Origin of the sequence: Streptomyces sp. NBC_01485, from assembly GCF_036227125.1 — a bacterium.
In the GTDB taxonomy this organism is placed as follows: Bacteria; Actinomycetota; Actinomycetes; order Streptomycetales; family Streptomycetaceae; genus Streptomyces.
Genome location: NZ_CP109435.1, coordinates 2,053,279 through 2,075,972, shown reverse-complemented (window position 1 = coordinate 2,075,972; position 22,694 = coordinate 2,053,279). Strand labels below are relative to the sequence as shown.

21 protein-coding genes are annotated in these 22,694 nt (G+C 71.2%); 10 read left to right on the top strand and 11 right to left on the bottom strand.

What is annotated here, in order from left to right; genetic code table 11:
• Window positions 1–223 precede the first annotated feature (223 nt).
• A complete protein-coding gene (locus OG352_RS09590; RefSeq protein ID WP_329215983.1) occupies window positions 224–2,380 on the top strand; it encodes a carbon starvation CstA family protein in 2,157 nt (718 codons plus the stop codon).
• Window positions 2,377–2,568 carry a YbdD/YjiX family protein gene (locus OG352_RS09585; protein WP_329215981.1) on the top strand — a complete coding sequence of 64 codons (192 nt, stop codon included), beginning with the start codon at window positions 2,377–2,379 and terminating at the stop codon, window positions 2,566–2,568. Before OG352_RS09590 ends, OG352_RS09585 begins: the two co-directional genes overlap by 4 nt.
• Before the next feature lie 153 nt (window positions 2,569–2,721).
• Here OG352_RS09585 and OG352_RS09580 read toward each other — a convergent pair whose 3' ends face one another.
• From OG352_RS09580 to OG352_RS09570, 3 genes are all read right to left on the bottom strand, one after another.
• Window positions 2,722–3,513, bottom strand: coding sequence for an SURF1 family cytochrome oxidase biogenesis protein (locus tag OG352_RS09580; RefSeq protein WP_329215979.1), 792 nt, complete (start codon window positions 3,511–3,513; stop codon window positions 2,722–2,724).
• A 71-nt stretch (window positions 3,514–3,584) separates the two neighbouring features.
• Window positions 3,585–3,818 (bottom strand): hypothetical protein, encoded by a 234-nt coding sequence (locus tag OG352_RS09575; protein ID WP_329215977.1) that lies wholly within the window; start codon window positions 3,816–3,818, stop codon window positions 3,585–3,587.
• 133 nt (window positions 3,819–3,951) lie between these two features.
• A complete protein-coding gene (locus OG352_RS09570) occupies window positions 3,952–4,956 on the bottom strand; it encodes a DEDDh family exonuclease (protein ID WP_329215975.1) in 1,005 nt (334 codons plus the stop codon).
• Window positions 4,957–5,160: 204 nt separating this feature from the next.
• On the opposite strand from OG352_RS09570, the gene OG352_RS09565 reads away from it, so the two are divergent.
• A complete protein-coding gene (locus tag OG352_RS09565) occupies window positions 5,161–5,883 on the top strand; it encodes a VIT1/CCC1 transporter family protein (RefSeq protein WP_329215973.1) in 723 nt (240 codons plus the stop codon).
• Window positions 5,884–6,485: 602 nt separating this feature from the next.
• Window positions 6,486–7,529 (top strand): zinc-dependent alcohol dehydrogenase family protein, encoded by a 1,044-nt coding sequence (locus OG352_RS09550; protein ID WP_329215971.1) that lies wholly within the window; start codon window positions 6,486–6,488, stop codon window positions 7,527–7,529.
• A 57-nt stretch (window positions 7,530–7,586) separates the two neighbouring features.
• Here OG352_RS09550 and OG352_RS09545 read toward each other — a convergent pair whose 3' ends face one another.
• The 3 genes from OG352_RS09545 to OG352_RS09535 form a co-directional block, all read right to left on the bottom strand.
• A complete protein-coding gene (locus tag OG352_RS09545; RefSeq protein WP_329215969.1) occupies window positions 7,587–8,549 on the bottom strand; it encodes a CopD family protein in 963 nt (320 codons plus the stop codon).
• 93 nt (window positions 8,550–8,642) lie between these two features.
• Window positions 8,643–10,133, bottom strand: a complete 1,491-nt coding sequence (locus OG352_RS09540) for a CoA transferase (RefSeq protein WP_329215968.1) — start codon at window positions 10,131–10,133, stop codon at window positions 8,643–8,645.
• Window positions 10,134–10,184: 51 nt separating this feature from the next.
• Window positions 10,185–11,717 (bottom strand): S8 family serine peptidase, encoded by a 1,533-nt coding sequence (locus tag OG352_RS09535; protein ID WP_329215967.1) that lies wholly within the window; start codon window positions 11,715–11,717, stop codon window positions 10,185–10,187.
• A 339-nt stretch (window positions 11,718–12,056) separates the two neighbouring features.
• Between OG352_RS09535 and OG352_RS09530 the strand changes: the two genes are divergently transcribed.
• The 3 genes from OG352_RS09530 (at window position 12,057) to moaA (ending at window position 15,210) form a co-directional block, all read left to right on the top strand.
• On the top strand, window positions 12,057–12,413 hold the full coding sequence (locus OG352_RS09530) for a DUF485 domain-containing protein (protein ID WP_329215965.1): 357 nt from the start codon (window positions 12,057–12,059) through the stop codon (window positions 12,411–12,413).
• Window positions 12,410–14,038: a solute symporter family protein gene (locus OG352_RS09525; protein WP_329215963.1), complete on the top strand. Its 1,629-nt coding sequence runs from the start codon at window positions 12,410–12,412 to the stop codon at window positions 14,036–14,038. The genes OG352_RS09530 and OG352_RS09525 overlap by 4 nt, the downstream gene beginning before the upstream one ends.
• A 182-nt stretch (window positions 14,039–14,220) precedes the next feature.
• Window positions 14,221–15,210: a GTP 3',8-cyclase MoaA gene (moaA, locus tag OG352_RS09520; protein WP_329215961.1), complete on the top strand. Its 990-nt coding sequence runs from the start codon at window positions 14,221–14,223 to the stop codon at window positions 15,208–15,210.
• Here moaA and OG352_RS09515 read toward each other — a convergent pair.
• Window positions 15,207–15,431 (bottom strand): hypothetical protein, encoded by a 225-nt coding sequence (locus OG352_RS09515; RefSeq protein ID WP_329215959.1) that lies wholly within the window; start codon window positions 15,429–15,431, stop codon window positions 15,207–15,209. The two genes, moaA and OG352_RS09515, sit on opposite strands and share 4 nt — an antisense overlap.
• Window positions 15,432–15,632: 201 nt before the next feature.
• On the bottom strand, window positions 15,633–16,058 hold the full coding sequence (locus OG352_RS09510) for a DUF3099 domain-containing protein (protein ID WP_329215957.1): 426 nt from the start codon (window positions 16,056–16,058) through the stop codon (window positions 15,633–15,635).
• Between the two features lie 212 nt (window positions 16,059–16,270).
• On the opposite strand from OG352_RS09510, the gene OG352_RS09505 reads away from it, so the two are divergent.
• Window positions 16,271–16,549: a GlsB/YeaQ/YmgE family stress response membrane protein gene (locus OG352_RS09505; RefSeq protein WP_329215955.1), complete on the top strand. Its 279-nt coding sequence runs from the start codon at window positions 16,271–16,273 to the stop codon at window positions 16,547–16,549.
• A 98-nt stretch (window positions 16,550–16,647) separates the two neighbouring features.
• Here the strand turns inward: OG352_RS09505 and tyrS are convergent, their stop codons facing one another.
• The 3 genes from tyrS to OG352_RS09490 all read right to left on the bottom strand — a co-directional run bounded on the left by tyrS (window position 16,648) and on the right by OG352_RS09490 (window position 20,891).
• A complete protein-coding gene (gene tyrS / locus OG352_RS09500) occupies window positions 16,648–17,913 on the bottom strand; it encodes a tyrosine--tRNA ligase (protein ID WP_329215953.1) in 1,266 nt (421 codons plus the stop codon).
• A gap of 63 nt (window positions 17,914–17,976) precedes the next feature.
• Complete coding sequence (locus tag OG352_RS09495) at window positions 17,977–19,371, bottom strand: metallopeptidase TldD-related protein (RefSeq protein ID WP_329215951.1); 1,395 nt, start codon at window positions 19,369–19,371, stop codon at window positions 17,977–17,979.
• On the bottom strand, window positions 19,368–20,891 hold the full coding sequence (locus tag OG352_RS09490; protein ID WP_329215949.1) for a TldD/PmbA family protein: 1,524 nt from the start codon (window positions 20,889–20,891) through the stop codon (window positions 19,368–19,370). Before OG352_RS09490 ends, OG352_RS09495 begins: the two co-directional genes overlap by 4 nt.
• 244 nt (window positions 20,892–21,135) lie before the next feature.
• On the opposite strand from OG352_RS09490, the gene fabG reads away from it, so the two are divergent.
• Together fabG and fabI are read left to right on the top strand one after the other, a co-directional pair.
• A complete protein-coding gene (gene fabG, locus OG352_RS09485) occupies window positions 21,136–21,840 on the top strand; it encodes a 3-oxoacyl-[acyl-carrier-protein] reductase (protein WP_329215947.1) in 705 nt (234 codons plus the stop codon).
• A 5-nt stretch (window positions 21,841–21,845) separates the two neighbouring features.
• Window positions 21,846–22,613 (top strand): enoyl-ACP reductase FabI, encoded by a 768-nt coding sequence (gene fabI / locus OG352_RS09480; RefSeq protein ID WP_329215946.1) that lies wholly within the window; start codon window positions 21,846–21,848, stop codon window positions 22,611–22,613.
• Window positions 22,614–22,694: the final 81 nt, after the last annotated feature.

The following is a 22,694-nucleotide window of genomic DNA, read 5'->3' as shown; positions in this document are numbered from 1 at the left end:
CCGTCCTTGGTGTGCCTGTTCCCTCATCGGTCAGTTGCGCGGACGGCGGTTTCGGTTGACAGGGAACCGGCGGGAAATCCTCTGGAAATTCGCTGTCAACCATCTCCGGCGGGCGGGCAACTCTTGCACAGACCGATCGGCCGATCGGCCGATCGACAGCGAGTGGGAGAGCCGCGCCCCTCGCTGACCCCAGCACCCTCTGCGCACCAGGCGAGGAGCCGCCATGTCGACGTCCACCCTGCCCGAAACCGGCCTCCCGGGGCCGGAAAAGTCGCGTACATCACCAAGGTCCGTGCTGCTGTGGGCCGTCGTCGCCCTGCTCGGCGCCGTCGCCTGGGGCGTCCTCGCCCTCGCCCGGGGAGAGAAGATCTCGGCGGTCTGGCTGGTGGTCGCGGCCCTCGGCTCGTACGCCATCGCCTACCGCTTCTACTCCCGCTTCATCGCCCGCCGGGTGCTGAAGCCGGACGACAGCCGGGCCACCCCCGCCGAACGCCTCGAGGACGGCGTCGACTTCCAGCCCACCGACCGCCGCGTCCTGCTCGGCCACCACTTCGCCGCGATCGCCGGCGCGGGACCGCTGGTCGGACCGGTGCTCGCGGCCCAGATGGGCTACCTGCCCGGCACCCTGTGGATCGTCGCCGGAGTGATCTTCGCGGGCGCTGTGCAGGACATGGTGGTGCTGTTCCTGTCGATGCGCCGGGACGGCAAGTCGCTCGGGCAGTTGGCCCGCGACGAGATAGGCCGCGCGGGCGGAGCGGCGGCGCTGGTCGCCGTCCTCGCCATCATGATCATCCTGCTGGGCGTGCTGGCGCTGGTCGTCGTCAACGCCCTCGCCCACTCGCCCTGGGGGACCTTCTCGGTCGCGATGACCGTCCCCATCGCCCTGTTCATGGGCTTCTGGCTGCACCGCATCCGCCCGGGCCGGGTCGTCGAGACCAGCTTCATCGGCGTCGCGCTGCTGCTGCTCGCGATCGTCGGCGGCAGTTGGGTGCAGAACTCCTCGCTGGCCGGCGCCTTCACCCTCAGCCCCACCACCCTCGTCTTCTGCCTCATCGGCTACGGCTTCGTCGCCTCGGTCCTGCCCGTGTGGATGCTCCTCGCCCCGCGCGACTACCTCTCCACCTTCATGAAGATCGGCACGATCGCGCTGCTGGCGGTCGGCGTGGTCGTCGCCGCGCCCGTGCTCAGGGCGGACGCGGTGAGCGACTTCGCGTCGTCGGGCGCGGGCCCGGTCTTCGCCGGCTCCCTCTTCCCGTTCCTCTTCATCACCATCGCGTGCGGCGCGCTCTCCGGCTTCCACGCGCTCGTCGCCTCCGGGACGACGCCCAAGCTGATCGAGAAGGAGTCCCAGGTCCGGCTGATCGGCTACGGCGCGATGCTGATGGAGTCGTTCGTCGCGATCATGGCGCTGATCGCCGCGGCCACCCTGGAACCGGGCCTCTACTACGCCATGAACGCCCCCGCCGGACTGCTCGGCGCGACGGCCGAGTCGGCGTCCCACGCGGTCGCGGGCCTTGGCTTCACCATCACCCCCGACCAGCTCACCCAGGCGGCGAAGGCGGTCGAGGAACAGACCCTGATCGCCCGCTCGGGCGGCGCGCCCACCCTCGCCGTCGGCATGTCGGAGATCTTCTCCGGCGTCTTCGGCGGCACCGCGATGAAGGCCTTCTGGTACCACTTCGCCATCATGTTCGAGGCGCTGTTCATCCTGACCACGGTGGACGCGGGCACCCGGGTCGGCCGCTTCATGCTCCAGGACATGCTCGGCAACGTGTGGAAGCCGCTGGGCCGGGTCAACTGGAAGCCCGGCATCTGGCTGTGCAGCGGCCTGGTCGTCGCCGCCTGGGGCTACTTCCTGCACTCCGGCGCCACCGACCCGCTCGGCGGGATCAACCAGCTCTTCCCGCTGTTCGGCATCGCGAACCAACTGCTGGCCGCCATCGCCCTGACCGTCTGCACGACCGTGCTGATCAAGTCCGGCCGGCTGCGCTGGGCCTGGGTCACCGGAGTCCCGCTGGCCTGGGTGGTCGCGATCACCTTCACCGCAGGCTGGCAGAAGCTCTTCTCCGACGACCCCCGGGTCGGCTTCTTCGCCCAACGCGCGCGCTACGCCGACGCCCTCGACGCCGGCCAGGTGCTGGCGCCCGCGAAGTCGCCGGCCGACATGCACACGGTCGTCACCAACTCCACCGTGGACGGCGTCCTGATCGCCGTGTTCCTGCTGCTGGTCGCCGTGGTGATCGTGAACGCGGCGGCGGTCTGCGTCCGGGCCGTACGGTCCCCGGTCCCGCTCCCGACGACCGAGGCGCCGTACGTCGAGTCCCGCATCGGCGTGCCGACGGAGCCCCCGGTGGGGTCTCTGGCGGAGTCCCGGCCGTGAGGGGCGCCCTGCGCTGGGCGCGGGCCGTGCGCTGGTACCTGCGGGAGCTGACCGGCGAGGCGGAGTACGACCGCCACTGCGAACGGCACCGCCACCACCACCCGCACGCTCCCGTGCCGAGCAGACGCGAGTACCAGGCGCTGCGGGCACGCCACCGCGAGGAGCATCCGCAGAGCCGCTGCTGCTGAACCGCTGCTGCTGAACCGCCGCTGCTGAACGGCCGGAGGCGCGGCGGGGGAGAGCCGGGAGCCGGGAGCCGAGAGTCGGGAGCCGAGAGTCGGGAGCCGGGAGTCGGGAGCCCAGAGTCGGCGACGGTGTAGCGGAGGACGCGTGTGCGTCCGCTACACCGGCGCCGGCTCGGCCCGCTCCGTCTGCTGCGCCGCCGCCTGCGCCCGGTCCCGGGCCTCGCGGCGCGCCTGCACCACCCAGCCGACCGGGACGCCCACGGCGAACAGCCACCACTGGATGGCGTACGCGTAGTTCAGCGCGGCGTCCTCGTTGCCGGGCGCCCCGACCAGCTCCGGGGTGTCGCCCTTCGGCTCGGGCGCGGTCTGCGCGATGTAGCCGCCGAGCACCTTCTCGCCGAGCCGCCGGGCCTCCTGCTCGCTGTTGATCAGCATGACCTGCCGGTCCGGCAGCCCCTTGAGGTCCTTGATGCCGCTCGCCTCGGTCGTCTCGTCGGGCATCAGCCGCCCGGTGACGGTGGTCTGGCCGCGCGGCGGCGCGGGAACCTTGGGGAACGCGGTCTGGGTCGGCGCGTCCGAGGGGATCCAGCCCCGGTTGACCAGCAGCACCGTGCCGTCCGTCAGGACGAACGGGGTGAGGACGAGGAAGCCGACCGTCTCGTCGGAGTTGACGCGCCGCCGCACGACGACTTCCCGCGCGGTGTCGTACGTGCCGGTCGCGGTCACACCGCGGTACCGCTGGCCGGTGGTGACGGTGTGTCCGGGGGAGGTCAGCCGCTCCACGGGCACCGGCTCGGCGCCCAGCGCGTCGGCGACGAGCTGGTTGCGCGCGGTGCGCTCTTCGTAGCGGTGCATCTGCCAGAAGCCCAGCCTGATCATCGTGGGGATGAGGAGGAGCGCGACCAGCGTGAGGATCACCCACTGCCGGGACAACAGGAAGCGGTACACCCCACTGACGGTACAACTCGGTCGTGGGGCGCATTCGGGCGGGTACCGGAAGGGTGCCTTCCGGGCCCGGCTCACACCTTGTCGACGATCCCCGGCCTCCCCTCCGCCCGCGCACAGTGGCCGCCGCAGTACCAGTGCCCCTCGACCTCGACGCCCTGGCCGATGATCTGGACCCGGCAGTGCTCGCAGATGGGGGCCATCCGGTGGATCGCACAGGAGAAGCAGTCGAAGACGTGCACCGCGCCCTGCGCGTGCACCTCGAAGCTCATTCCGTAGTCATTGCCGCAAACTTCGCATCTCGCCATGCGCCACAGGGTGGGCCGTCACCCCCGGGCGGGCGAGCGGGCAGCGGGCGAGTCGCGCGCCAATCACCCGTACGTACGGGTCCCCGCGTACGAGGCACCGCATACGGGTCACGGTCATCGCACCGCGTACGGCTCACCCGTCGGCGGCCTCGACATCCCGCAGGAGCTGCCCGAAGGCGGCCTCGTCCACGACGGGCGTCCCGAACTGCCGCGCCTTGACCACCTTCGACGTGTGCGAGTCGGGGTCGTTGGTGACCAGGAGACTGGTCACCCGGGACAGACTCGTCGCCACATGCAGCCCCGCCTCGGTCGCGCGGTCCTCCAGCAGCTCGCGCTCCACCGACGTGTCCCCCGAGAAGGCGACCCGCATGCCCTGCCTGAGCCGCTTGCCGTCCTCGTACCGCCCGGGGTTGGGATACGGGCAGGCGGGCCGCTTCCGGGACGGCCGCCAACTGCTCGGCCGATAACCGCCGCCGTACCCGCCGCCCGGACCGCTCGCCTGCTGTCCGATCCGGGGCGCGGCCCGGTCGGTCCACTCCGTCAGCGGCCGGCATTCGAGCAGCGGCAGCCGGACGCCGCCCGCCGCCGCGGCCCGCAGGCTCGGCCGGAACGCCTCCGCGAGCACGCGCGCGTCGTCGAGGGCATGGTGCGCCCGCTGCTGTACGACGCCGAAGTGGGCCGCCAGCGACTCCAGCTTGTGGTTGGGCAGCGGCAGCGCCAGCTCCTTGGAGAGCGCGATGGTGCACAGCCGCTGCCGCACCGGCGCCTCGCGCTCCGCGCGCGCGTACTCCCGCGCGATCATCTGCCAGTCGAACACCGCGTTGTGCGCGACGAGCACCCGCCCGTCCAGCCGCGCCGCGAACTCCTCGGCGACGTCCCGGAAGAGGGGCGCGCCCTCCAGCACGTCGCTCGTCAGACCGTGTATCCACACCGGCCCCGGATCGCGCTCCGGATTGACCAGCGTGTACCAGTGGTCCTCGACCTCACCGCGCGCGTCCAGCCGGTAGACGGCGGCGGAGATGATCCGGTCGTCCCGGGCCAGGCCCGTGGTCTCCACGTCAACAACCGCGTACCCCTGGGGATACGCGGTCGGCCACTCCGTGGGGGACGACGCCGTCGTCATGTGGTCTTCGAGCATGGTCACTGAGGATACGGGCCACCACTGACACCCCGTCGCACCTGCCCCGGGAACAGAGTGCGGGGAAGCCCCTGGGAACCCTTTCGCACCGTACGGGAGTTCGTGGGACGCACGCGCGCGTGTGTGCTTGGTCGTCGGCTGACGGCGGGCCAACGCCAGGGCGGCGGCCCGAGGTTCACGCGGGGCTGTGCCATCCTCCGTCCTGTGACGGAACCCACCCCTGCAGAGGGCCACTCCGAGGCCCACGACGGCTCGCTCGGATCCCGGCTGAACTGGCTGCGCGCCGCCGTCCTCGGCGCCAACGACGGCATCGTCTCCACCGCGGGCCTCGTCGTCGGCGTGGCCGGTGCGACGGACGACCGCTCGGCGCTGCTGACGGCCGGCCTCGCCGGTCTGCTCGCCGGGTCGATGTCGATGGCGGCGGGGGAGTACGTCTCCGTGTCGACGCAACGGGACTCCGAGAAGGCCGCCCTCGCGCTGGAGCGCCGGGAACTGCGCGAGCAGCCGGAGGCCGAACTGGAGGAGCTGACCGAGCTGTTGGAGGAACGGGGCCTGTCCCGGGAGGTGGCCCGGGAAGCCGCCGTCCAGCTCACGGAACGGGATGCCCTGAAGGCCCACGCGCGCGTGGAGCTCGGCATCGACCCCGACGACCTCACCAACCCCTGGCACGCCGCCTGGGCGAGCTTCCTCGCCTTCACCGCCGGTGCCCTGCTCCCCCTCCTGGCCATCGTCCTGCCCCCGACGAACTGGCGGCTCCCGGTGACGGTCGCATCGGTCCTGGTGGCCCTTTCCGTCACCGGCTGGAGCAGCGCCCGCCTGGGCTCGGCGTCACCGGGCCGGGCGGTACTGCGGAACGTGGCAGGCGGTGCGCTGGCGATGGGGGTGACGTACGCGGTGGGGGCTCTGCTGGGGGCGGCTGGGGTGTGAGGGCCGGGAGGCGAGGCGTCCGTCCTTGGCACTGGTCGGCGCCGGTTTGGCGGACATGGCCAAGAAGCAAGCGCGTACCGTCGGTAATACTTGTGGGTAACAACGTCTAGCCGCAGGCCACCAGCGGTTCTACGGTGCCTGACATGCCGAACCTGCCCGATGTCGTGCTGTGGTCGATCCCCGCCTTCGTGCTGCTCACCGTGGTCGGCCACTCATGAGTACGTCGCGATCGTCAAGGACGTGAAGGCGGCGACCAGTTGCCGCGAGCGGACGGGACGGGTGTTCGGCGGCCCGGGCTGGCGCCCGACGCCCGCCACCGCTCCGGCATCGGCCACTCCGTCACCGGCCGGCCCGTCACCGGCCACCTCCGCACCGGTCGACCCGGCATCGGTCGAGGAGAGCACACGACTGGCCCCAGCCCCCGCGCCCCGACCTCTGGATCACGCTCACGTACGTCGCCGCACAGCTCCTGCTGGTCCTCGGCACCCTCGGCACCCTCCGTGAGCGACGCGCGGCGACGTCGTCGTACCGTGAAGTGCGCTCGACCACCCCTTGAGTGCACGTACACCAGAGCCAGAGCCAGAGACGAGAAGGACCCTCGTATGCGCGCCACCACCATCCACGCCCCCTTCGACATACGTGTGGAGGACGTACCCGAGCCCGTGGTGCGACTGCCCACCGACGCCGTGGTCCGGGTGCTGCGCGCCTGTATCTGCGGCAGCGACCTGTGGGCGTACCGCGGCGAGGCGGCCCGGCAGCCGGGCCAGCGGATCGGGCACGAGTTCCTCGGCATGGTCGAGGAGACCGGCTCCGAGGTGACGACGCTCGGGCGCGGCGACCTCGTCGTCGCGCCCTTCATGTGGTCCGACGGCGTCTGCGACCACTGCCGCGAGGGCCTGACGACGTCCTGCGAGCACGGCGGCTTCTGGGGCTCCGTCGGCTACGACGGCGGCCAGGGCGAGGCCGTGCGCGTGCCCTTCGCCGACGGCACCCTCGTCCGGCTGCCCAAGGACGCGGCCTCCGACGACCACCTGCTGGCCGCGCTGCTCACCCTGTCCGACGTGCTGGGCACCGGCCACCACGCCGCCCTCGGCGCGGGAGCCCGCCCCGGCGCCACCGTCGTCGTGGTCGGGGACGGGGCCGTCGGCCTGTGCGCGGTGCTGGCCGCCAAGCGGCTCGGCGCGGAGCGGATCATCGCGCTCGGCCGCCACCAGGCCCGTACGGACATCGCGCGCCGCTTCGGCGCCACCGACGTCGTCGCCGAACGCGGGGACGCCGCCGTCGAGGCCGTGCGCGAGCTCACCCGCGGGCAGGGCGCGCACGCCGTCGTCGAGGCGGTCGGCACCGAACAGTCCATGCGTACGGCGGTCGGCGTCACCCGTGACGGCGGCGCCATCGGCTTTGTGGGCGTCCCGCACGGCAGCGGCACTGGCCTCGACCTCAATGTCCTGTTCGACCGCAACATCGCGCTGCGCGGCGGCGTCGCCCCGGTCCGCGCCTACATCCCCGAGCTGCTGCCCGACGTCCTGGACGGCACGATCGACCCGTCGCCCGTCTTCGACCTGACCGTCGGCATGGAGGGCGTCCCGGACGGCTACAAGGCGATGGACGAGCGCACCGCCCTCAAGGTCATGGTGACCAACTGACACTCAACAGTTGATCCTCAACCCTTGATCAGTCATCAACCTTCACCCCTTTCGCCATCAACCCTTGATCGGCAGCGGCAACGCCGTCAACAACCCCGACACCGCGACCACCACACCCAGCGTGACGACCTCCACGCGCGCGGGAGAGCAGGCGGTCAGCGGGTCGGGGGCCCGGCGCAACCGGGTCCGGGCCCACAGGGCGAGCAGCGCGACCGCACCGACGAGGAGCACCTTCGCGAGCAGCACGCGCCCGTACGCCGTCGTCGTCAACTGGTCGAGCGCCGTCGCCGACGGCAGCCGGCGCAGCGAACTGCACAGCCCGGTCGCGGTCACCCCGGCGAACAGGACGGCCGCCACGCGCGCGTAGAGCCCGAGCAGCGCGGCGCCCGCCTCGCCGCCGCCCCACCTCCGCAGCGTGCGCAGCACGTTCAGCAGTCCGCCCGCCCACAGCGCCGAGCACGTCAGGTGCACGACCGTCAGCCCCGAGCCGATCAGCGGCGTGTGTTCGGTCGGCGGGTGCGCGCGCAGCGCCTCCGCCAGGACGACCGCCGCGAGCGGCCACACCCCGTGGTCCGGCCGGCGCGAGAGCGCGCACAGCCCCGCCACCGCGAACGCGATCGCCTCCAGCAGCGCGAGGACCCCGTCCCGCGAGCCATGGCCGTGCGGCACCAGCTCTCCGACCGCCGCGGCGGCGGCGAACCCCACGACGGCCGCGTACGGCGCCCAACTGCCCGGCCGGTCGGCCGGGGCGTCGGGCACCCGCCGGGCGAGTCCGGCCACGAACAGCTCGCCCACCTGCACGCACAACGACGCGAACAGCACCGCCCGCAGCAGCGCGACCGCACCGGAGTCCGGCGCCGCCGCCTCCCCGGTGCCGTGCGCGGCGACGGACGGCCCGATCAGGGGGACCAGCGCCCCGAGCCCCACCAGGACGAGCAGCCCCACTGCCCGGCCGACACCGGCACCTGGGCCGGTACGGCGTGCGGAGTCGGTTGCTTCGGTCGGTCGTATGAGGGCCATGGCAGGATCTTCACCATGTCCGACAAAACGGGGCAAGTCGCCGTGAGGTCGGCGAAGGTCGCGGCACGCGCGCGGGAGTGAGCCGTCGGGGGCTCAGAGCCAGCGCGCCGGATCGGCTCCCCAGGCCCCGGGCGGCCGTGCCCAGTCGTCCGGGCCGCCGTCGAACGACACCGCCGGAAGGGCGTACCGCAGCCGCCCGACACGGCTGTCGGTCTCCGCGAGCCAGGGCTCCGCACTCCGGTAGACCTCGCCGCTCACCCGGCCGTTCACCTCTCGCTCCTCGTCCTTGGGCATCCCTTTGCCGTCACCTTCGTCCATCCGGACGCCGTTCCCGTCGCCCGCCCCGATGCCTCGATCACTGCCGACGTCTTCGGTCAGCCATGCCGCCGTCCGCGCCAGCGCCAGCCGTACGAACCGGCTGCCGCCGTCGTACGACTGCTCGGTCAGCGCCCGCAGCACCGCCGCCGCCAGCAGATAGCCGGTGCCATGGTCGAGGGCCTGCGCGGGGAGCGCGCCGGGCCGCTCGGCCGAGCCCTCGACGGTCGCGATGCCGGTGGCCACCTGCACCAGGCTGTCGAAGCCGCGTCGCCCGCCCCACGGCCCGTACGCGCCCCACGCCGACACCTGCGCCACGACCAGCCCGGGCCGGCGTTCGGCCAGCGCCTCGGGGGAGAGCCCGAACCGGTCCAGGGCGCCCGGCCGGTATCCCGTGACCACGACGTCCGCCGCCGCGAGCAACTCGTCGAAGAGGCGCCGGTCCGCCGTCAGGTCCAGCAGCGCCGAGCGCTTGCCGAAGCCCGTGTCGGCGTGCTGGTCGGGAAGCTCGGGCAGGTGGGGTGCGTCGAGGCGCAGGACGTCCGCGCCCAGCAGGGCGAGGGTGCGGGTGGCGACCGGCCCGGCGAGAACCCGGGTCAGGTCCAGGACGCGCAGTCCTGCCGCCGGGAGCAGGGGGACGCCGTCCAGCGGGGTGAACGCACGCGCGCGTGCCCCGTCCAGCCGGCCCCGCTCGACCAGGGGGCGAGCGGCGACCGCGGCCGCCTGCGCGTGCGCGGCCCACTCCCCGGGCGTGCGCGACGCGACGGCCAGGCCCCCGGCCGCGTACACCGCGTCCTCCACGTCCAGGGCGGAGCGCTCGGTGAGCGCCGCCTGCACGGCAGCCGGGGCGGCGTCCTCGGGGTTCGAGGGATCCGCGAGGTGCGCGGGCAGGTCCAGCGCCGTCAGCAGCCGCTCGCGGTGGTGGGGGTAGTTGGCGTGGGTGCGTACCCAGCCGTCGGCCGTGCGCCAGAACCGCGACAGCGGGGCGAAGGCGACCGGTGCGCGCCCGTCGACCAGCACATGGCGCTCACTGGTGAACGCGGCGGCCACCGCCCCGTCGTCCACCCGCACCGCGGGCACCTCCGAGAGCCCTGCCCGCCGCGCCCCCAGCTCGGCGCCGGCCAGCGCGCACGCGCCCACACAGGCCCGCGCGAGCTCCCGCACGGGAAGGCGCCCTGGGAGAGCGCCTTCCCGCACCACGGTCGTCACGCGCGCGAGAAGGGCGGGATCGCCGCCGACCGCGGACCAGGCGAGCTTGATATCAGTCATGACTGCACTATGCAGTATTGACTGAATCAATACATGGCCCCTTGACCGGACCTACTTCTTGACGGCCTTCAACGCGTTGACGACACCGAAGCCGAAGAAGCCGTTGACCCGCTTGCCGCCCACGCACGTCGCGTCCACGACACCGTCGCCGTCACCGTCGTACGGCCCCGCCGGGCAGGCCGTGCTGTCGGCCTGCAGCTTGAGCAGCGCCTGCAACTGGGCCGGGCTCGCGTGCGGGTGCGTCGACTTCAGCAGCGCGGCCACGCCGGCCACGTGCGGGGACGCCATCGAGGTGCCCTGCAGGTAGCCGTACGTGTTGTTCGGCAGCGTCGACAGGATGCGGCCGTTGGCCGACGGGGTGTCCGGGATCTGGTACTTGTCGCCGCCCGGAGCCGCGACGTCGATGACGCCCTGGCCGTAGGTGGAGTAGTACGACTTGGTGCCCTTGACGCCCGTCGCGCTCACCGTGACGACGCCCGGCAACTGGGTCGGCACGTCGAAGCACTCGTGCGGGTCGACCGTGCGCGTCACCGGCGTGGAGTCGTCGGGGCTGGAGGCGTCGACCAGGGCGCCGGAGTCCAGGTCGTGGTTGGAGTTGCCCGCCGAGGCGACGTTGAGCGTGCCCTTCTTCTGGGCGTACGTCTGGGCCCTGTTGACCGCGTCAACAATGGCTTTCTGATCGGGGTCGTCCATGCAGTTGTACAGCCACGGGTCAACGTAGTAGCTGTTGTTCGTGATCTCGACGCCGTGGTCGGCGGCGAACACGAAGGCGCAGACGACGTTCTCCGGGTAGAAGAGGCCGTCCTTGGGGTCGCTCACCTTGATGCCGGCGACCTTCACACCGGGCGCCACGCCCGCCACGCCGATGCCGTTGCGGGCCGCGGCGATCTCACCGGCGACATGCGTGCCGTGGTAGTCGTCCGCGGTGTACGGACGCCAGGCGCCCGCGCTGGTGTCCGCGACGCCGCCGACGCAGTTCGCCGACTGGGCCGCGGAGAAGTTCGGCGCGAGGTCCGGGTGGGTGTCGTCGACGCCGGTGTCGATCACGGCGACCGTCACCTTCTTGCTGCCCGGGTTGATCAGGGCGGCCTTGTCGGCGCCGATCGCCCGCAGGTCCCACTGGTCGGCCTCGAGCGGCTCGCTCGGGCCCGCCGCGCCGGACGCCTTCGCGACCTTCGCGGCCTCCGCCTTCGACAGGACCTGTGCCGCACCCTCGTCGGTGGTCCAGGCGGGGCTCAGCGGCGCGGTACGGGTCGCACCCGCCGACTGCACGCCGCGCACCGCGCGTATCGCCGCGCCGAAGTCGGGGTTCGCCGAGTGGACGACGAGCACGCCGATCCGGTCGTACGCCGCGACGACGGTGCCGCCGGCCGCGGCGATCGCCTTCTTCACCGATTTGATCGTGCGGTGGTCCACCTTCGTGTTGACGACGTACGCCAGGGTTCCGGCGTCGGCCGCCTGCGTGGCGGAGGTCGTGACGGGCGCCGCGGAGGCCGCCGTCGGCAGGAAGCCGAGGGAGGCGGTCAGCGACAGCACGACGGGCACCGCGAGAGCGAGGCGGCGTCTGGAAGGCAGATGAGCCATGGGGTCTCCACATCATCCGGAAACGAGACCTGTCCAAGCGCGGCTGCCGTTTGGACAGGTATTGGGCAGGTACATGACGGGTGGTACTGGCCCCGAAGCTATCTCCCCGACTCGCCGGCCAGCAACGACCTTTGACGCCGACTTCGAAGAACCCGTCCGGAAGAACCCGGCAGAGAGAACCCGGCAGAGAACCCGTCGGAAAGAACCGTCCGAAAGACCGCGTCCGAAAGAAGCAGAACGAGTTGAACCGGTCCAAGCGCGCCGCCGTGCCCTTGAACAGGGAGCCCGTGCACGATCGAGCCCCCGCCCGACCCGCCACCCGCAATGCGAGGAGACTCCGTGGCCACCGAGACACCACCCCCCTCGAAAGCCTCACCCCGGCTGCCCTCCACCGAGGAGTTCGTCGCGGTGCAGGAGAGCGCGGAATTCGGTGAACTGCGCAGCTCCTACCGAGGCTTCGCCTTCCCGCTGACCGTCGCCTTCATCGCCTGGTACCTGCTGTACGTCCTGCTCTCCAGCTACGCGGGCGACTTCATGGGCACCAAGCTCTTCGGCAACTTCAACGTGGCCATGACCCTCGGCCTCGCCCAGTTCCTCACCACGTTCCTCATCGCCTGGTGGTACGCGCGCGTGGCCGCCGCCCGGTTCGACCCCAAGGCCGAGGCGATCAAGTCCCGGATGGAGGGCGGCGCATGAGCCCCGCACAGCACACCACCCTGCTCGCCGCCGGCGAGGCGAGCGAGCACCGCACGCTGATCATCACCCTGTTCGCGGTGTTCGTCGTCGCGACCCTCGTCATCACCGTCTGGGCCGGCCGCCAGACCAAGGACGCCGCCGACTTCTACGCCGGCGGCCGCCAGTTCACCGGTTTCCAGAACGGTCTCGCCGTCTCCGGCGACTACATGTCCGCCGCGTCCTTCCTCGGCATCGCGGGCGCCATCGCCCTCTTCGGCTACGACGGCTTCCTGTACTCCATCGGCTTCCTGGTCGCCTGGCTGGTCGCCCTGCTCCTGGTCGCCGAACCGCTGCGCAACTCCGGCCGCTACACGATGGGCGACGTCCTCGCGTACCGCATGCGCCAGCGCCCGGTCCGCACGGCCGCCGGCACCTCCACCATCGTCGTCTCGATCTTCTACCTGCTGGCCCAGATGGCGGGCGCGGGCGTCCTCGTCTCGCTCCTCCTCGGCATCACCAGCGACGGCGGCAAGATCGGCATCGTCGCCCTGGTCGGCGTCCTGATGATCGTCTACGTGACGATCGGCGGCATGAAGGGCACCACCTGGGTCCAGATGGTCAAGGCGGTCCTGCTCATCGCGGGCGCCCTGCTGCTGACCTTCCTGGTCCTGCTGAAATTCGACTTCAACGTCTCCGACCTGCTCGGCTCGGCCGCCGAGAACAGCGGCAAGGGCGCGGCCTTCCTGGAGCCCGGCCTGAAGTACGGCGCCACCGGCACCACCAAGCTGGACTTCATCTCCCTGGGCATCGCCCTGGTCCTGGGCACCGCGGGCCTGCCGCACATCCTGATCCGCTTCTACACCGTGCCCACCGCCAAGGCCGCCCGTAAGTCGGTCCTCTGGGCCATCGGCCTGATCGGCGCCTTCTACCTGATGACCCTCGCCCTCGGCTTCGGCGCCGCCGCGCTCATCAAGCCGGACGAGATCACCGCCTCCAACAAGGCCGGCAACACGGCCGCACCGCTCCTCGCCCTGCATCTGGGCGGCGTCGACTCCAACTGGGGCGCGATCCTGCTGGCCACCATCTCCGCGGTCGCCTTCGCCACGATCCTCGCGGTCGTCGCGGGCCTCACCCTGGCCTCGTCGTCGTCCTTCGCGCACGACATCTACGCCAACGTCATCAAGCGGGGCCAGGCCACCGAGAAGCAGGAGATGGCCGCGGCCCGCTACGCCACGGTCGGCATCGGCGCGGTCTCCATCCTCCTGGGCGCCCTCGCCCGCGATCTGAACGTCGCCGGCCTGGTCGCCCTCGCCTTCGCGGTCGCCGCCTCCGCCAACCTCCCGACGATCCTCTACAGCCTCTTCTGGAAGCGGTTCACCACAGCCGGGGCCCTCTGGTCGATCTACGGCGGCCTGGTCACCGCGGTCGGCCTGGTGCTGTTCTCGCCGGTCGTCTCCGGCAAGCCCACCTCGATGTTCCCGGACGTCGACTTCCACTGGTTCCCGCTGGAGAACCCCGGCATCATCTCGATCCCGGTCGGCTTCCTGCTGGGCGTCGTCGGCACCCTCCTGTCGAAGGAGGAGGCCGACAAGGACAAGTACGCCGAACTGGAGGTCCGTTCCCTGACCGGCACCGGAGCCCACTGAGCACCCACCGGGCACCCGGCGACCACCCACTGACCACGTCTCCTCCCGCGGCCGCGTCGTAGATCCCTACGACGCGGCCGCGTCCTGCCTGGTGGGATCGGGCCCTGGTGTTGTCAGTGGCGTCACGTAGGCTCGCAAGTGACGGGAAAGTACTGCGATCCGCTGCGAGGGAGGGGGCCCACGTGCTCATCGACACCTATGGCCGAGTGGCCACCGACCTGAGAGTCTCGCTGACCGACCGGTGCAACCTGCGCTGCACCTACTGCATGCCCGAGGAGGGCCTGCAGTGGCTGGCCAAGCCAGACCTCCTCACGGACGACGAGATCGTCCGCCTGATCGACATAGCGGTCTCCACGCTCGGCATCGAGGAGGTCCGCTTCACCGGAGGCGAGCCCCTGCTGCGTCCGGGCCTCGTCGGCATCGTCGAGCGGGTCGCGGCTATGACGCCCCGCCCCCAGACGTCCCTGACGACGAACGGCATCGGCCTGCGCCGCACCGCCGCCGCCCTGAAGACGGTGGGCCTGGACCGGGTCAACGTCTCCCTCGACACCCTGCGTCCGGACGTCTTCAAGACCCTCACCCGCCGGGACCGCCACAAGGACGTCCTCGAAGGCCTCGAAGCCGCCCGCGAGGCGGGCCTCACCCCGGTGAAGGTCAACTCGGTCCTGATGCCCGGCCTGAACGAGGACGAAGCCCCGGACCTCCTGGCCTGGGCCGTAGAGAACGGCTACGAGCTGCGCTTCATCGAGCAGATGCCCCTCGACGCGCAACACGGCTGGAAGCGCGAGGGCATGGTCACGGCCGGCGACATCCTGGCCTCCCTGCGCACCCGCTTCGACCTCACCCCCGAGGGCCAGGACGAACGCGGCTCGGCCCCGGCCGAACGCTGGCTGGTGGACGGCGGCCCGCACCGCGTCGGCGTCATCGCCTCCGTCACCCGCCCGTTCTGCGCCGCCTGCGACCGCACCCGCCTCACCGCCGACGGCCAGGTCCGCACCTGCCTCTTCGCCCGCGAGGAGACCGACCTGAGAGCAGCCCTGCGCTCCGGTGCCCCCGACGAGGAGATAGCCCGCGTCTGGCGCCTGGCGATGTGGGGCAAGAAAGCGGGCTCGGGCCTGGACGACCCGAGCTTCCTCCAGCCGGACCGGCCGATGTCGGCGATCGGCGGCTAGGAACGCTCCGGGGCCGAGGACTCCCACTCGGTCAGCAGGACGACGTCCTTGAGGAAGCCCCGCACGCCGAGGAACTGCGACAGATGCTCCCGGTGCTCCTCGCACGCGAGCCACGTCTTGCGCCGCTCCGGCGTATGGATCTTCGGGTTGTTCCACGCCAACACCCACACCGCGTCGGCACGGCAGCCCTTGGCGGAACAGATCGGCGTCTCGTCACTCACAGCTTCGTCTCGCAGAAAACCCGCACACAAAGGCGACGCCGAGCAGCCACGGGGGGAGCTGCCCGGCGTCGGTCCGTCGCTCCGACGGGGGATGCGGAGCGCGTACGAAGTATGTCACGGCGGACCACTCCCACGGCACTGGAACAACATGATTGATCTGAGCTTTTCCTGAGCTTGGCGCACAGCCCGTTCATGGCCGGTTCATGGCTGCCGCTCAGCGGGACCGGGCGCCGGCTCCTCCCGGAGAGACTCCGCGAAGCCTTCCCTTTCCGCCCTTTCCGGCCCTTCCGGAACGGATTCCGCGGAGTCGTCCCCGACCCGCGGCGGAGCGAGCGCCGGCCGCACCGGCGCGGTCAGAAAGGTGGACGGCAGCGAAGGCACGTTCTCCCGCCCGGCGTTGGCGACCACCACCGCGACATAGGGGAGAACGACCCCCAGGACCAGCGCCACGATCGCCACATGCCGTTCCACGTTCCACAACGTCGCCGCGAGGATCACCGACACCGTACGCACCGACATGGAGATGATGTACCGCCGCTGCCGCCCCCGCACATCGTCCTGGAGACCCTGCCGCGCACCGGTGATCCGGAACACCTCGGCGTTGCCGCCGCCACCCTGCTTCCGCATCACATTCCACCGTCCGCCCGCATCGGCCTCTCCCCGGCTCTCCTCGCTTTTCCACGGTACGCCGCGACTGCGTCGCCTTCGAGACCGGGTCGCACCCCGTCCGGGCGACCGTTCTGCGCCGTCCCGCGTACGGCCGTACCCGACATGCGCCGTACGGTGAGCGCGCCGACACTGAGGGCAATGCTCACGTAGAGCCGTACGAGGAGGCAGCCATGGGCTGGTTGTGGGCGATCATCGTGGGATTCGTGCTGGGCCTGATCGCGAAGGCGATCATCCCGGGCAAGCAGCACAGCCCGCTCTGGCTGACCACCATTTTCGGCATGCTGGGCGCGATCGTGGGCAACGCGATCGCCCGCGCGGCAGGGGTCGAGGTCACGTCGGGCATCGACTGGAGCCGGCACCTGTTCCAGTTGATCGCCGCGATCATCATCGTCGCCCTGGGCGACATGCTCTACATGGCGACGCTGGGCAAGGGAAAACAGCGCGCCTGAGCAGGCATACGACGAAGGGGCGGCTTCCCAAGCTCGGGAAGCCGCCCCCCTTCGTCGTATGCGCCAGCCGCTGACCGGTGGACTGGACCGGTGACCGGTCAGCCGGTGACCTGGACGGCGGCCAGGTTCTTCTTGCCCCGCCGCAGCACCAGCCACCGCCCGTGCAGGAGGTCCTCCGGTACGGGAACCGCGTCCTCGGCCGAGACCTTGACGTTGTTCACGTAGGCCCCGCCCTCCTTCACGGTCCGCCGCGCGGCGGACTTGCTGGCCACCAGGCCGACCTCGGCGAACAGATCCACGACCGGGCCCAGCTCGGCGACCTGGACGTGCGGCACCTCGGACAGGGCCGCGGCCAGCGTCCGCTCGTCGAGGTCGCCCAGCTCACCCTGGCCGAAGAGGGCCTTGGACGCGTTGATCACCGCGGCCGTCTGGTCGGCGCCGTGCACCAGCGTCGTCAGCTCCTCGGCCAGCGCCCGCTGGGCGGCCCGGGCCTGCGGACGTTCCTCCGTCTGCTTCTCCAGCTCCTCCAGCTCCGCCCGGGACCTGAAGGACAGGATCCGCAGGTACGTCGAGATGTCCCGGTCGTCCACGTTCAGCCAGAACTGGTAGAACGCGTACGGCGTCGTCATCTCCGGGTCGAGCCAGACGGCGCCGCCCTCGGTCTTGCCGAACTTGGTGCCGTCCGCCTTGACCATCAGCGGCGTCGCCAGACAGTGCGCCTCGGCCTCCGGCTCCAGCCGGTGGATCAGGTCCAGGCCCGCCGTCAGGTTGCCCCACTGGTCGCTGCCGCCCTGCTGGAGCGTGCAGCCGTAGCGGCGGTACAGCTCCAGGAAGTCCATGCCCTGGAGCAGCTGGTAACTGAACTCCGTGTAGCTGATGCCCTCCTGGGACTCCAGCCGCCGGGCCACCGAGTCCTTGGTCAGCATCTTGTTGACGCGGAAGTGCTTGCCGATGTCCCGCAGGAACTCGATGGCCGACAGCCCGGCCGTCCAGTCCAGGTTGTTGACCATCACCGCGGCGTTCTCGCCCTCGAAGGACAGGAACGGCTCGATCTGCCCGCGCAGCCGGGTCACCCAGTTCGCGACCGTCTCCGGGTCGTTCAGCGTGCGCTCCGCCGTGGGGCGCGGGTCGCCGATCTGGCCGGTCGCCCCGCCCACCAGGGCCAGCGGACGCAGGCCCGCCAGCTGGAGCCGGCGCATGGTGAGCACCTGCACCAGGTGGCCGACGTGCAGGCTGGCCGCGGTGGGGTCGAAACCGCAATAGAACGTGACGGGACCGTCCGCGAGCGCCTTGCGCAAAGCGTCCTCGTCGGTGGACAGGGCCCACAGGCCGCGCCACTTCAGCTCGTCGACGATGTCCGTCACGGTTCTCGTATCTCCTTGGGTGGTCTCGTGAATCCTGAGTGGTCTCGCGAATCAGGTACGAGGTTATACGCCCTGACTGACAGAGCTCATATTGAAGTCCGGCACCCGCAGCGCGGGCATCGCGGCCCTGGTGAACCAGTCGCTCCACTCGCGGGGCAGCGTCTTCTCCGTACGCCCCGCCTCCGTCGCCCGCCCCAGCAGGCCGACCGGCGACTCGTTGAACCGGAAGTTGTTCACCTCGCCGACGACCTCGCCGTCCTCGACGAGGTAGACGCCGTCCCGGGTCAGACCGGTGAGCAGCAGGGTCGCCGGGTCGACCTCGCGGATGTACCACAGGCAGGTCAGCAGCAGCCCGCGCGCGGTGCTCGACACCATCTCCTCCAGGGAGCGGTCCGCGCCGCCGTCCAGGATCAGGTTGTCGGCCCCAGGAGCCGACGGCAGGCCGGTCAGCGCCGCGCTGTGCCGGGTGGTCGTCAGGTGCTTCAGCTCGCCCCCGCCGACCCACTCGGTGGGCCGCACCGGCAGCCCGTTGTCGAAGACCGACTGGTCGCCGCCGGAGGAGTGCGCGATGACGAACGGTGCCGACTCCAGGCCCGCCTCGTTCGGGTCGCTGCGCAGCGTCAGCGGCAGGTCGGTCAGCTTCTCGCCGAGCCGGGTGCCGCCGCCGGGCTTGGAGAACACCGTCCGGCCCTCGGTCGCGTCCCGGCCCGACGCCGACCACATCTGGTAGATCATCAGGTCGGCCACCGCGGTCGGCGGCAGCAGCGTCTCGTACCGCCCGGCGGGCAGCTCGATCCGCCGCTCGGCCCAGCCCAGCCGGACGGCCAGCTCGGCGTCGAGCGCCGCCGGGTCGACGTCCTTGAAGTCCCGCGTCGAGCGCCCCGCCCACGCCGAGCGCGTACGGTCCGGCGACTTGGCGTTGAGCTCCAGTGTCCCGTTCGGCTGGTCGTGCCGCAGCCGCAGCCCGGTCGACGTGCCCAGGTACGTCGAGACCAGCTCGTGGTTGGCGAACCCGTACAGCTCCCGGCCGCCCGCACGCGCGCGTGCGAACGCCTCGCCCAGAGCGGGCGCGAAGTCCGCGAACACCGCCGACGAGGTCTCCGCGGGCGCCTCCGTGAACTCGGGGGACTGCGCCACACCCGTGACCAGCGGCTGCGCGTCCTCGGCGGGGCCCGCACCGTGCGCGGCGGCCTCGGCCGCCCGGACGAGGGACTCCAGGTCGTCCGCGGTGACCGCGGCCCGCGAGACGACACCGGTGGCGGCGCCCTCCTTGCCGTCGACCGTGGCGATCACGGTGAGCGTGCGCCCGCGCGTGACGCCGTTGGTCGTCAGTGCGTTGCCCGCCCAGCGCAGGTTGGCCGTCGACTGCTCGTCGGCGATGACGACACAGCCGTCGGCCCGCGACAGCGCGAGGGCCCGCTCGACGACCTCGTGCGGCTTGATGCTACGGGCGCTCATCGACCGGCCTCCTGCGTGGTGTTGAGGATGTTGACTCCCTTGAACAGGGCCGACGGGCAGCCGTGCGACACGGCCGCGACCTGGCCCGGCTGGGCCTTGCCGCAGTTGAAGGCGCCGCCGAGGACGTACGTCTGCGGGCCGCCCACCGCCGCCATCGAGCCCCAGAAGTCGGTCGTCGTCGCCTGGTAGGCCACGTCCCGCAGCTGCCCGGTGATCCGCCCGTTCTCGATCCTGAAGAAGCGCTGGCCGGTGAACTGGAAGTTGTACCGCTGCATGTCGATGGACCACGACCGGTCCCCGACGACGTAGATGCCCCGGTCGACGCTGCCGATCAGATCCTCGGTCGACATCCCGGCCGGATCCGGCCGCAGCGACACGTTGGCCATGCGCTGCACCGGCACATGGCCGGGGGAGTCGGCGAACGCGCACCCGTTGGAGCGCTCGAACCCGGTCAGCTTCGCGATCCGCCGGTCCAACTGGTAGCCGACGAGCGTGCCGTCCTTCACCAGGTCCCAGGACTGGCCCGCGACGCCCTCGTCGTCGTACCCGACGGTCGCCAGGCCGTGCTCGGCGGTGCGGTCACCCGTGACGTTCATCAGGTCCGAGCCGTAGCGCAGCTTGCCGAGCTGGTCGAAGGTGGCGAAGGAGGTGCCGGCGTAGGCGGCCTCGTAGCCGAGTGCCCGGTCCAGCTCCGTGGCGTGCCCGATGGACTCGTGGATCGTCAGCCACAGGTTGGACGGGTCGACCACCAGGTCGTACAGCCCCGCCTCGACGCTCGGCGCGCGCATCTTCTCGGCGAGCAGCTCCGGGATCCGCGCCAGCTCGTCGTCCCAGTCCCAGCCGGTGCCGGTGAGGTACTCCCAGCCGCGTCCGACGGGCGGCGCGATCGTGCGCATCGAGTCGAACTCGCCGCTGGACTCGTCGACCGACACCGCGGTCAGCGCCGGGTGCAGCCGCACCCGCTGCTGGGTCGTCACCGTCCCGGCCGTGTCGGCGTAGAACTTGTTCTCGTGGACGGTGAGCAGCGAGGCGTCCACATGGCTGATCCCGCTCGCCGCCAGCAGCCGCGCGCTCCAGTCCGCGAGCAGCGCCGCCTTCTCCTCGTCGGGCACGCTGAACGGATCGATCTCGTACGACGACACCCACGTCTTCTCGGCGTGCACCGGCTCCTCCGCCAGGTCCACACGCTCGTCCGACCCGGCCGCCTTGATCACCTGCGCGGACAGCTTGGCCATCGCCACGGCCTGCGAGGCGACCTTGGCCGCGGCGTCCATCGTCAGGTCCACGCCGGACGCGAACCCCCACGTTCCGCCGTGCACCACCCGCACCGCGTACCCCAGGTCGGTCGTGTCCGACGACCCGGAGGGCTTGGCGTCCCGCAGCCGCCAGGAGGCGCTGCGCACCCGCTCGAACCGGAAGTCCGCGTGGTCCGCCCCCAGCGCACGCGCGCGTGCGAGAGCGGCGTCGGCGAGGGCGCGCAGGGGTAGGGCCGTGAAACTTTCATCGATGGTATGGGGCACCTACGTCTCTCCCTGGTGTCGTCAAGTGTGAAGACCTCGATCATGTCGCGCCCGGCGGCCCCCGGACCACACCTTTCCGCCCCGCGTCCGCAAACATTCTGTAGAGACCCCACAGACTGGCCCGTGCGCCACTGTCGGTGCCCGAATGTCCGAGGCCCGACATGGACCGATAGGTTTCGAGGGAAGCCGCCTGCCGTCATGTGTTCGGGCGGGTGTGTCAGACCCCAATCGAAAGGGTGATCCGTTGAGCCGCTCGGTTCTCGTCACCGGAGGAAACCGGGGCATCGGCCTCGCCATCGCCCGCGCGTTCGCCGACGCCGGCGACAAGGTCGCGATCACGTACCGGTCGGGTGAGCCGCCGGCCGGCTTCCTGGCGGTCAGGTGCGACATCACCGACACCGAGCAGGTGGAGCAGGCCTACAAGGAGATCGAGGCCGCGCACGGCCCCGTCGAGGTCCTGATCGCCAACGCGGGCGTCACCAAGGACCAGCTCCTGATGCGCATGTCCGAGGACGACTTCACCTCGGTCATCGACACCAACCTCACTGGCACCTTCCGCGTGGTCAAGCGCGCCAACCGCGGCATGCTGCGCGCCAAGAAGGGCCGCGTCGTGCTGATCTCGTCGGTCGTGGGCCTCTACGGCTCGCCCGGGCAGGCGAACTACGCCGCCTCCAAGGCCGCCCTGGTCGGCTTCGCGCGCTCCCTCGCCCGTGAGCTGGGATCGCGCAACATCACCTTCAACGTCGTCGCGCCCGGCTTCGTCGACACCGACATGACCAAGGTGCTCACCGACGAGCAGCGCGCGGGCATCGTCTCGCAGGTCCCGCTCGGCCGGTACGCGCAGCCGGAGGAGATCGCCGCGACGGTGCGGTTCCTCGCCTCGGACGACGCCTCGTACATCACTGGAGCCGTCATCCCCGTTGACGGCGGACTGGGAATGGGTCACTGATCACCATGAGCGGAATTCTCGAGGGCAAGCGCGTCCTGATCACCGGTGTGCTGATGGAGTCCTCCATCGCCTTCCACACCGCCAAGCTGGCCCAGGAGCAGGGCGCCGAGATCATCCTGACCGCGTTCCCGCGGCCCACGCTGACCGAGCGCATCGCCAGGAAGCTGCCGAAGCCCACCAAGGTCATCGAGCTCGACGTGACGAACGACGAGCACCTCGCCCGGCTGGCCGACATCGTCGGCGAGGAGCTCGGCGGCCTCGACGGGGTCGTGCACTCCATCGGCTTCGCGCCGCAGGACGCCCTGGGCGGCAACTTCCTGAACACGCCGTTCGAGTCGGTCGCCACGGCCATGCACGTCTCGGCGTTCTCCCTGAAGTCGCTCACCATGGCCTGCCTGCCGCTGATGCAGAACGGCGGCTCGGTCGTCGGCCTCACCTTCGACGCGTCCTTCGCCTGGCCGCAGTACGACTGGATGGGCCCGGCCAAGGCCGCCCTGGAGGCCACCAGCCGCTACATGGCGCGCGACCTGGGCAAGCAGAACATCCGCTGCAACCTCGTCTCCGCGGGCCCGATCGGCTCGATGGCCGCCAAGTCCATCCCCGGCTTCGCCGACCTGGCCGCCGTCTGGGACGAGCGCTCCCCGCTCGAGTGGGACCTCAAGGACCCCGAGCCGGCCGGCAAGGGCGTCGTCGCCCTGCTGAGCGACTGGTTCCCGAAGACCACGGGCGAGATCGTCCACGTGGACGGCGGTCTGCACGCCATCGGAGCGTGACGCTGCCGCTCACCCGTCACACCCGTCACCCGTCCGGCCTATCTGGCCGGGCGGGTGAGGTCTGCGACCAGGCACGATGAA

What these genes read in the sequence shown, in the direction of transcription:
- OG352_RS09590 (WP_329215983.1), top strand. Translation starts at nt 224, where the DNA reads ATGTCGACGTCCACCCTGCCCGAAACCGGCCTCCCGGGGCCGGAAAAG.
- OG352_RS09575 (WP_329215977.1), bottom strand. Translation starts at nt 3,818, where the DNA reads ATGGCGAGATGCGAAGTTTGCGGCAATGACTACGGAATGAGCTTCGAG.
- OG352_RS09570 (WP_329215975.1), bottom strand. Translation starts at nt 4,956, where the DNA reads ATGCTCGAAGACCACATGACGACGGCGTCGTCCCCCACGGAGTGGCCG.
- OG352_RS09550 (WP_329215971.1), top strand. Translation starts at nt 6,486, where the DNA reads ATGCGCGCCACCACCATCCACGCCCCCTTCGACATACGTGTGGAGGAC.
- OG352_RS09545 (WP_329215969.1), bottom strand. Translation starts at nt 8,549, where the DNA reads ATGGCCCTCATACGACCGACCGAAGCAACCGACTCCGCACGCCGTACC.
- OG352_RS09540 (WP_329215968.1), bottom strand. Translation starts at nt 10,133, where the DNA reads ATGACTGATATCAAGCTCGCCTGGTCCGCGGTCGGCGGCGATCCCGCC.
- OG352_RS09535 (WP_329215967.1), bottom strand. Translation starts at nt 11,717, where the DNA reads ATGGCTCATCTGCCTTCCAGACGCCGCCTCGCTCTCGCGGTGCCCGTC.
- OG352_RS09525 (WP_329215963.1), top strand. Translation starts at nt 12,410, where the DNA reads ATGAGCCCCGCACAGCACACCACCCTGCTCGCCGCCGGCGAGGCGAGC.
- OG352_RS09510 (WP_329215957.1), bottom strand. Translation starts at nt 16,058, where the DNA reads ATGCGGAAGCAGGGTGGCGGCGGCAACGCCGAGGTGTTCCGGATCACC.
- OG352_RS09505 (WP_329215955.1), top strand. Translation starts at nt 16,271, where the DNA reads ATGGGCTGGTTGTGGGCGATCATCGTGGGATTCGTGCTGGGCCTGATC.
- OG352_RS09495 (WP_329215951.1), bottom strand. Translation starts at nt 19,371, where the DNA reads ATGAGCGCCCGTAGCATCAAGCCGCACGAGGTCGTCGAGCGGGCCCTC.
- fabI (WP_329215946.1), top strand. Translation starts at nt 21,846, where the DNA reads ATGAGCGGAATTCTCGAGGGCAAGCGCGTCCTGATCACCGGTGTGCTG.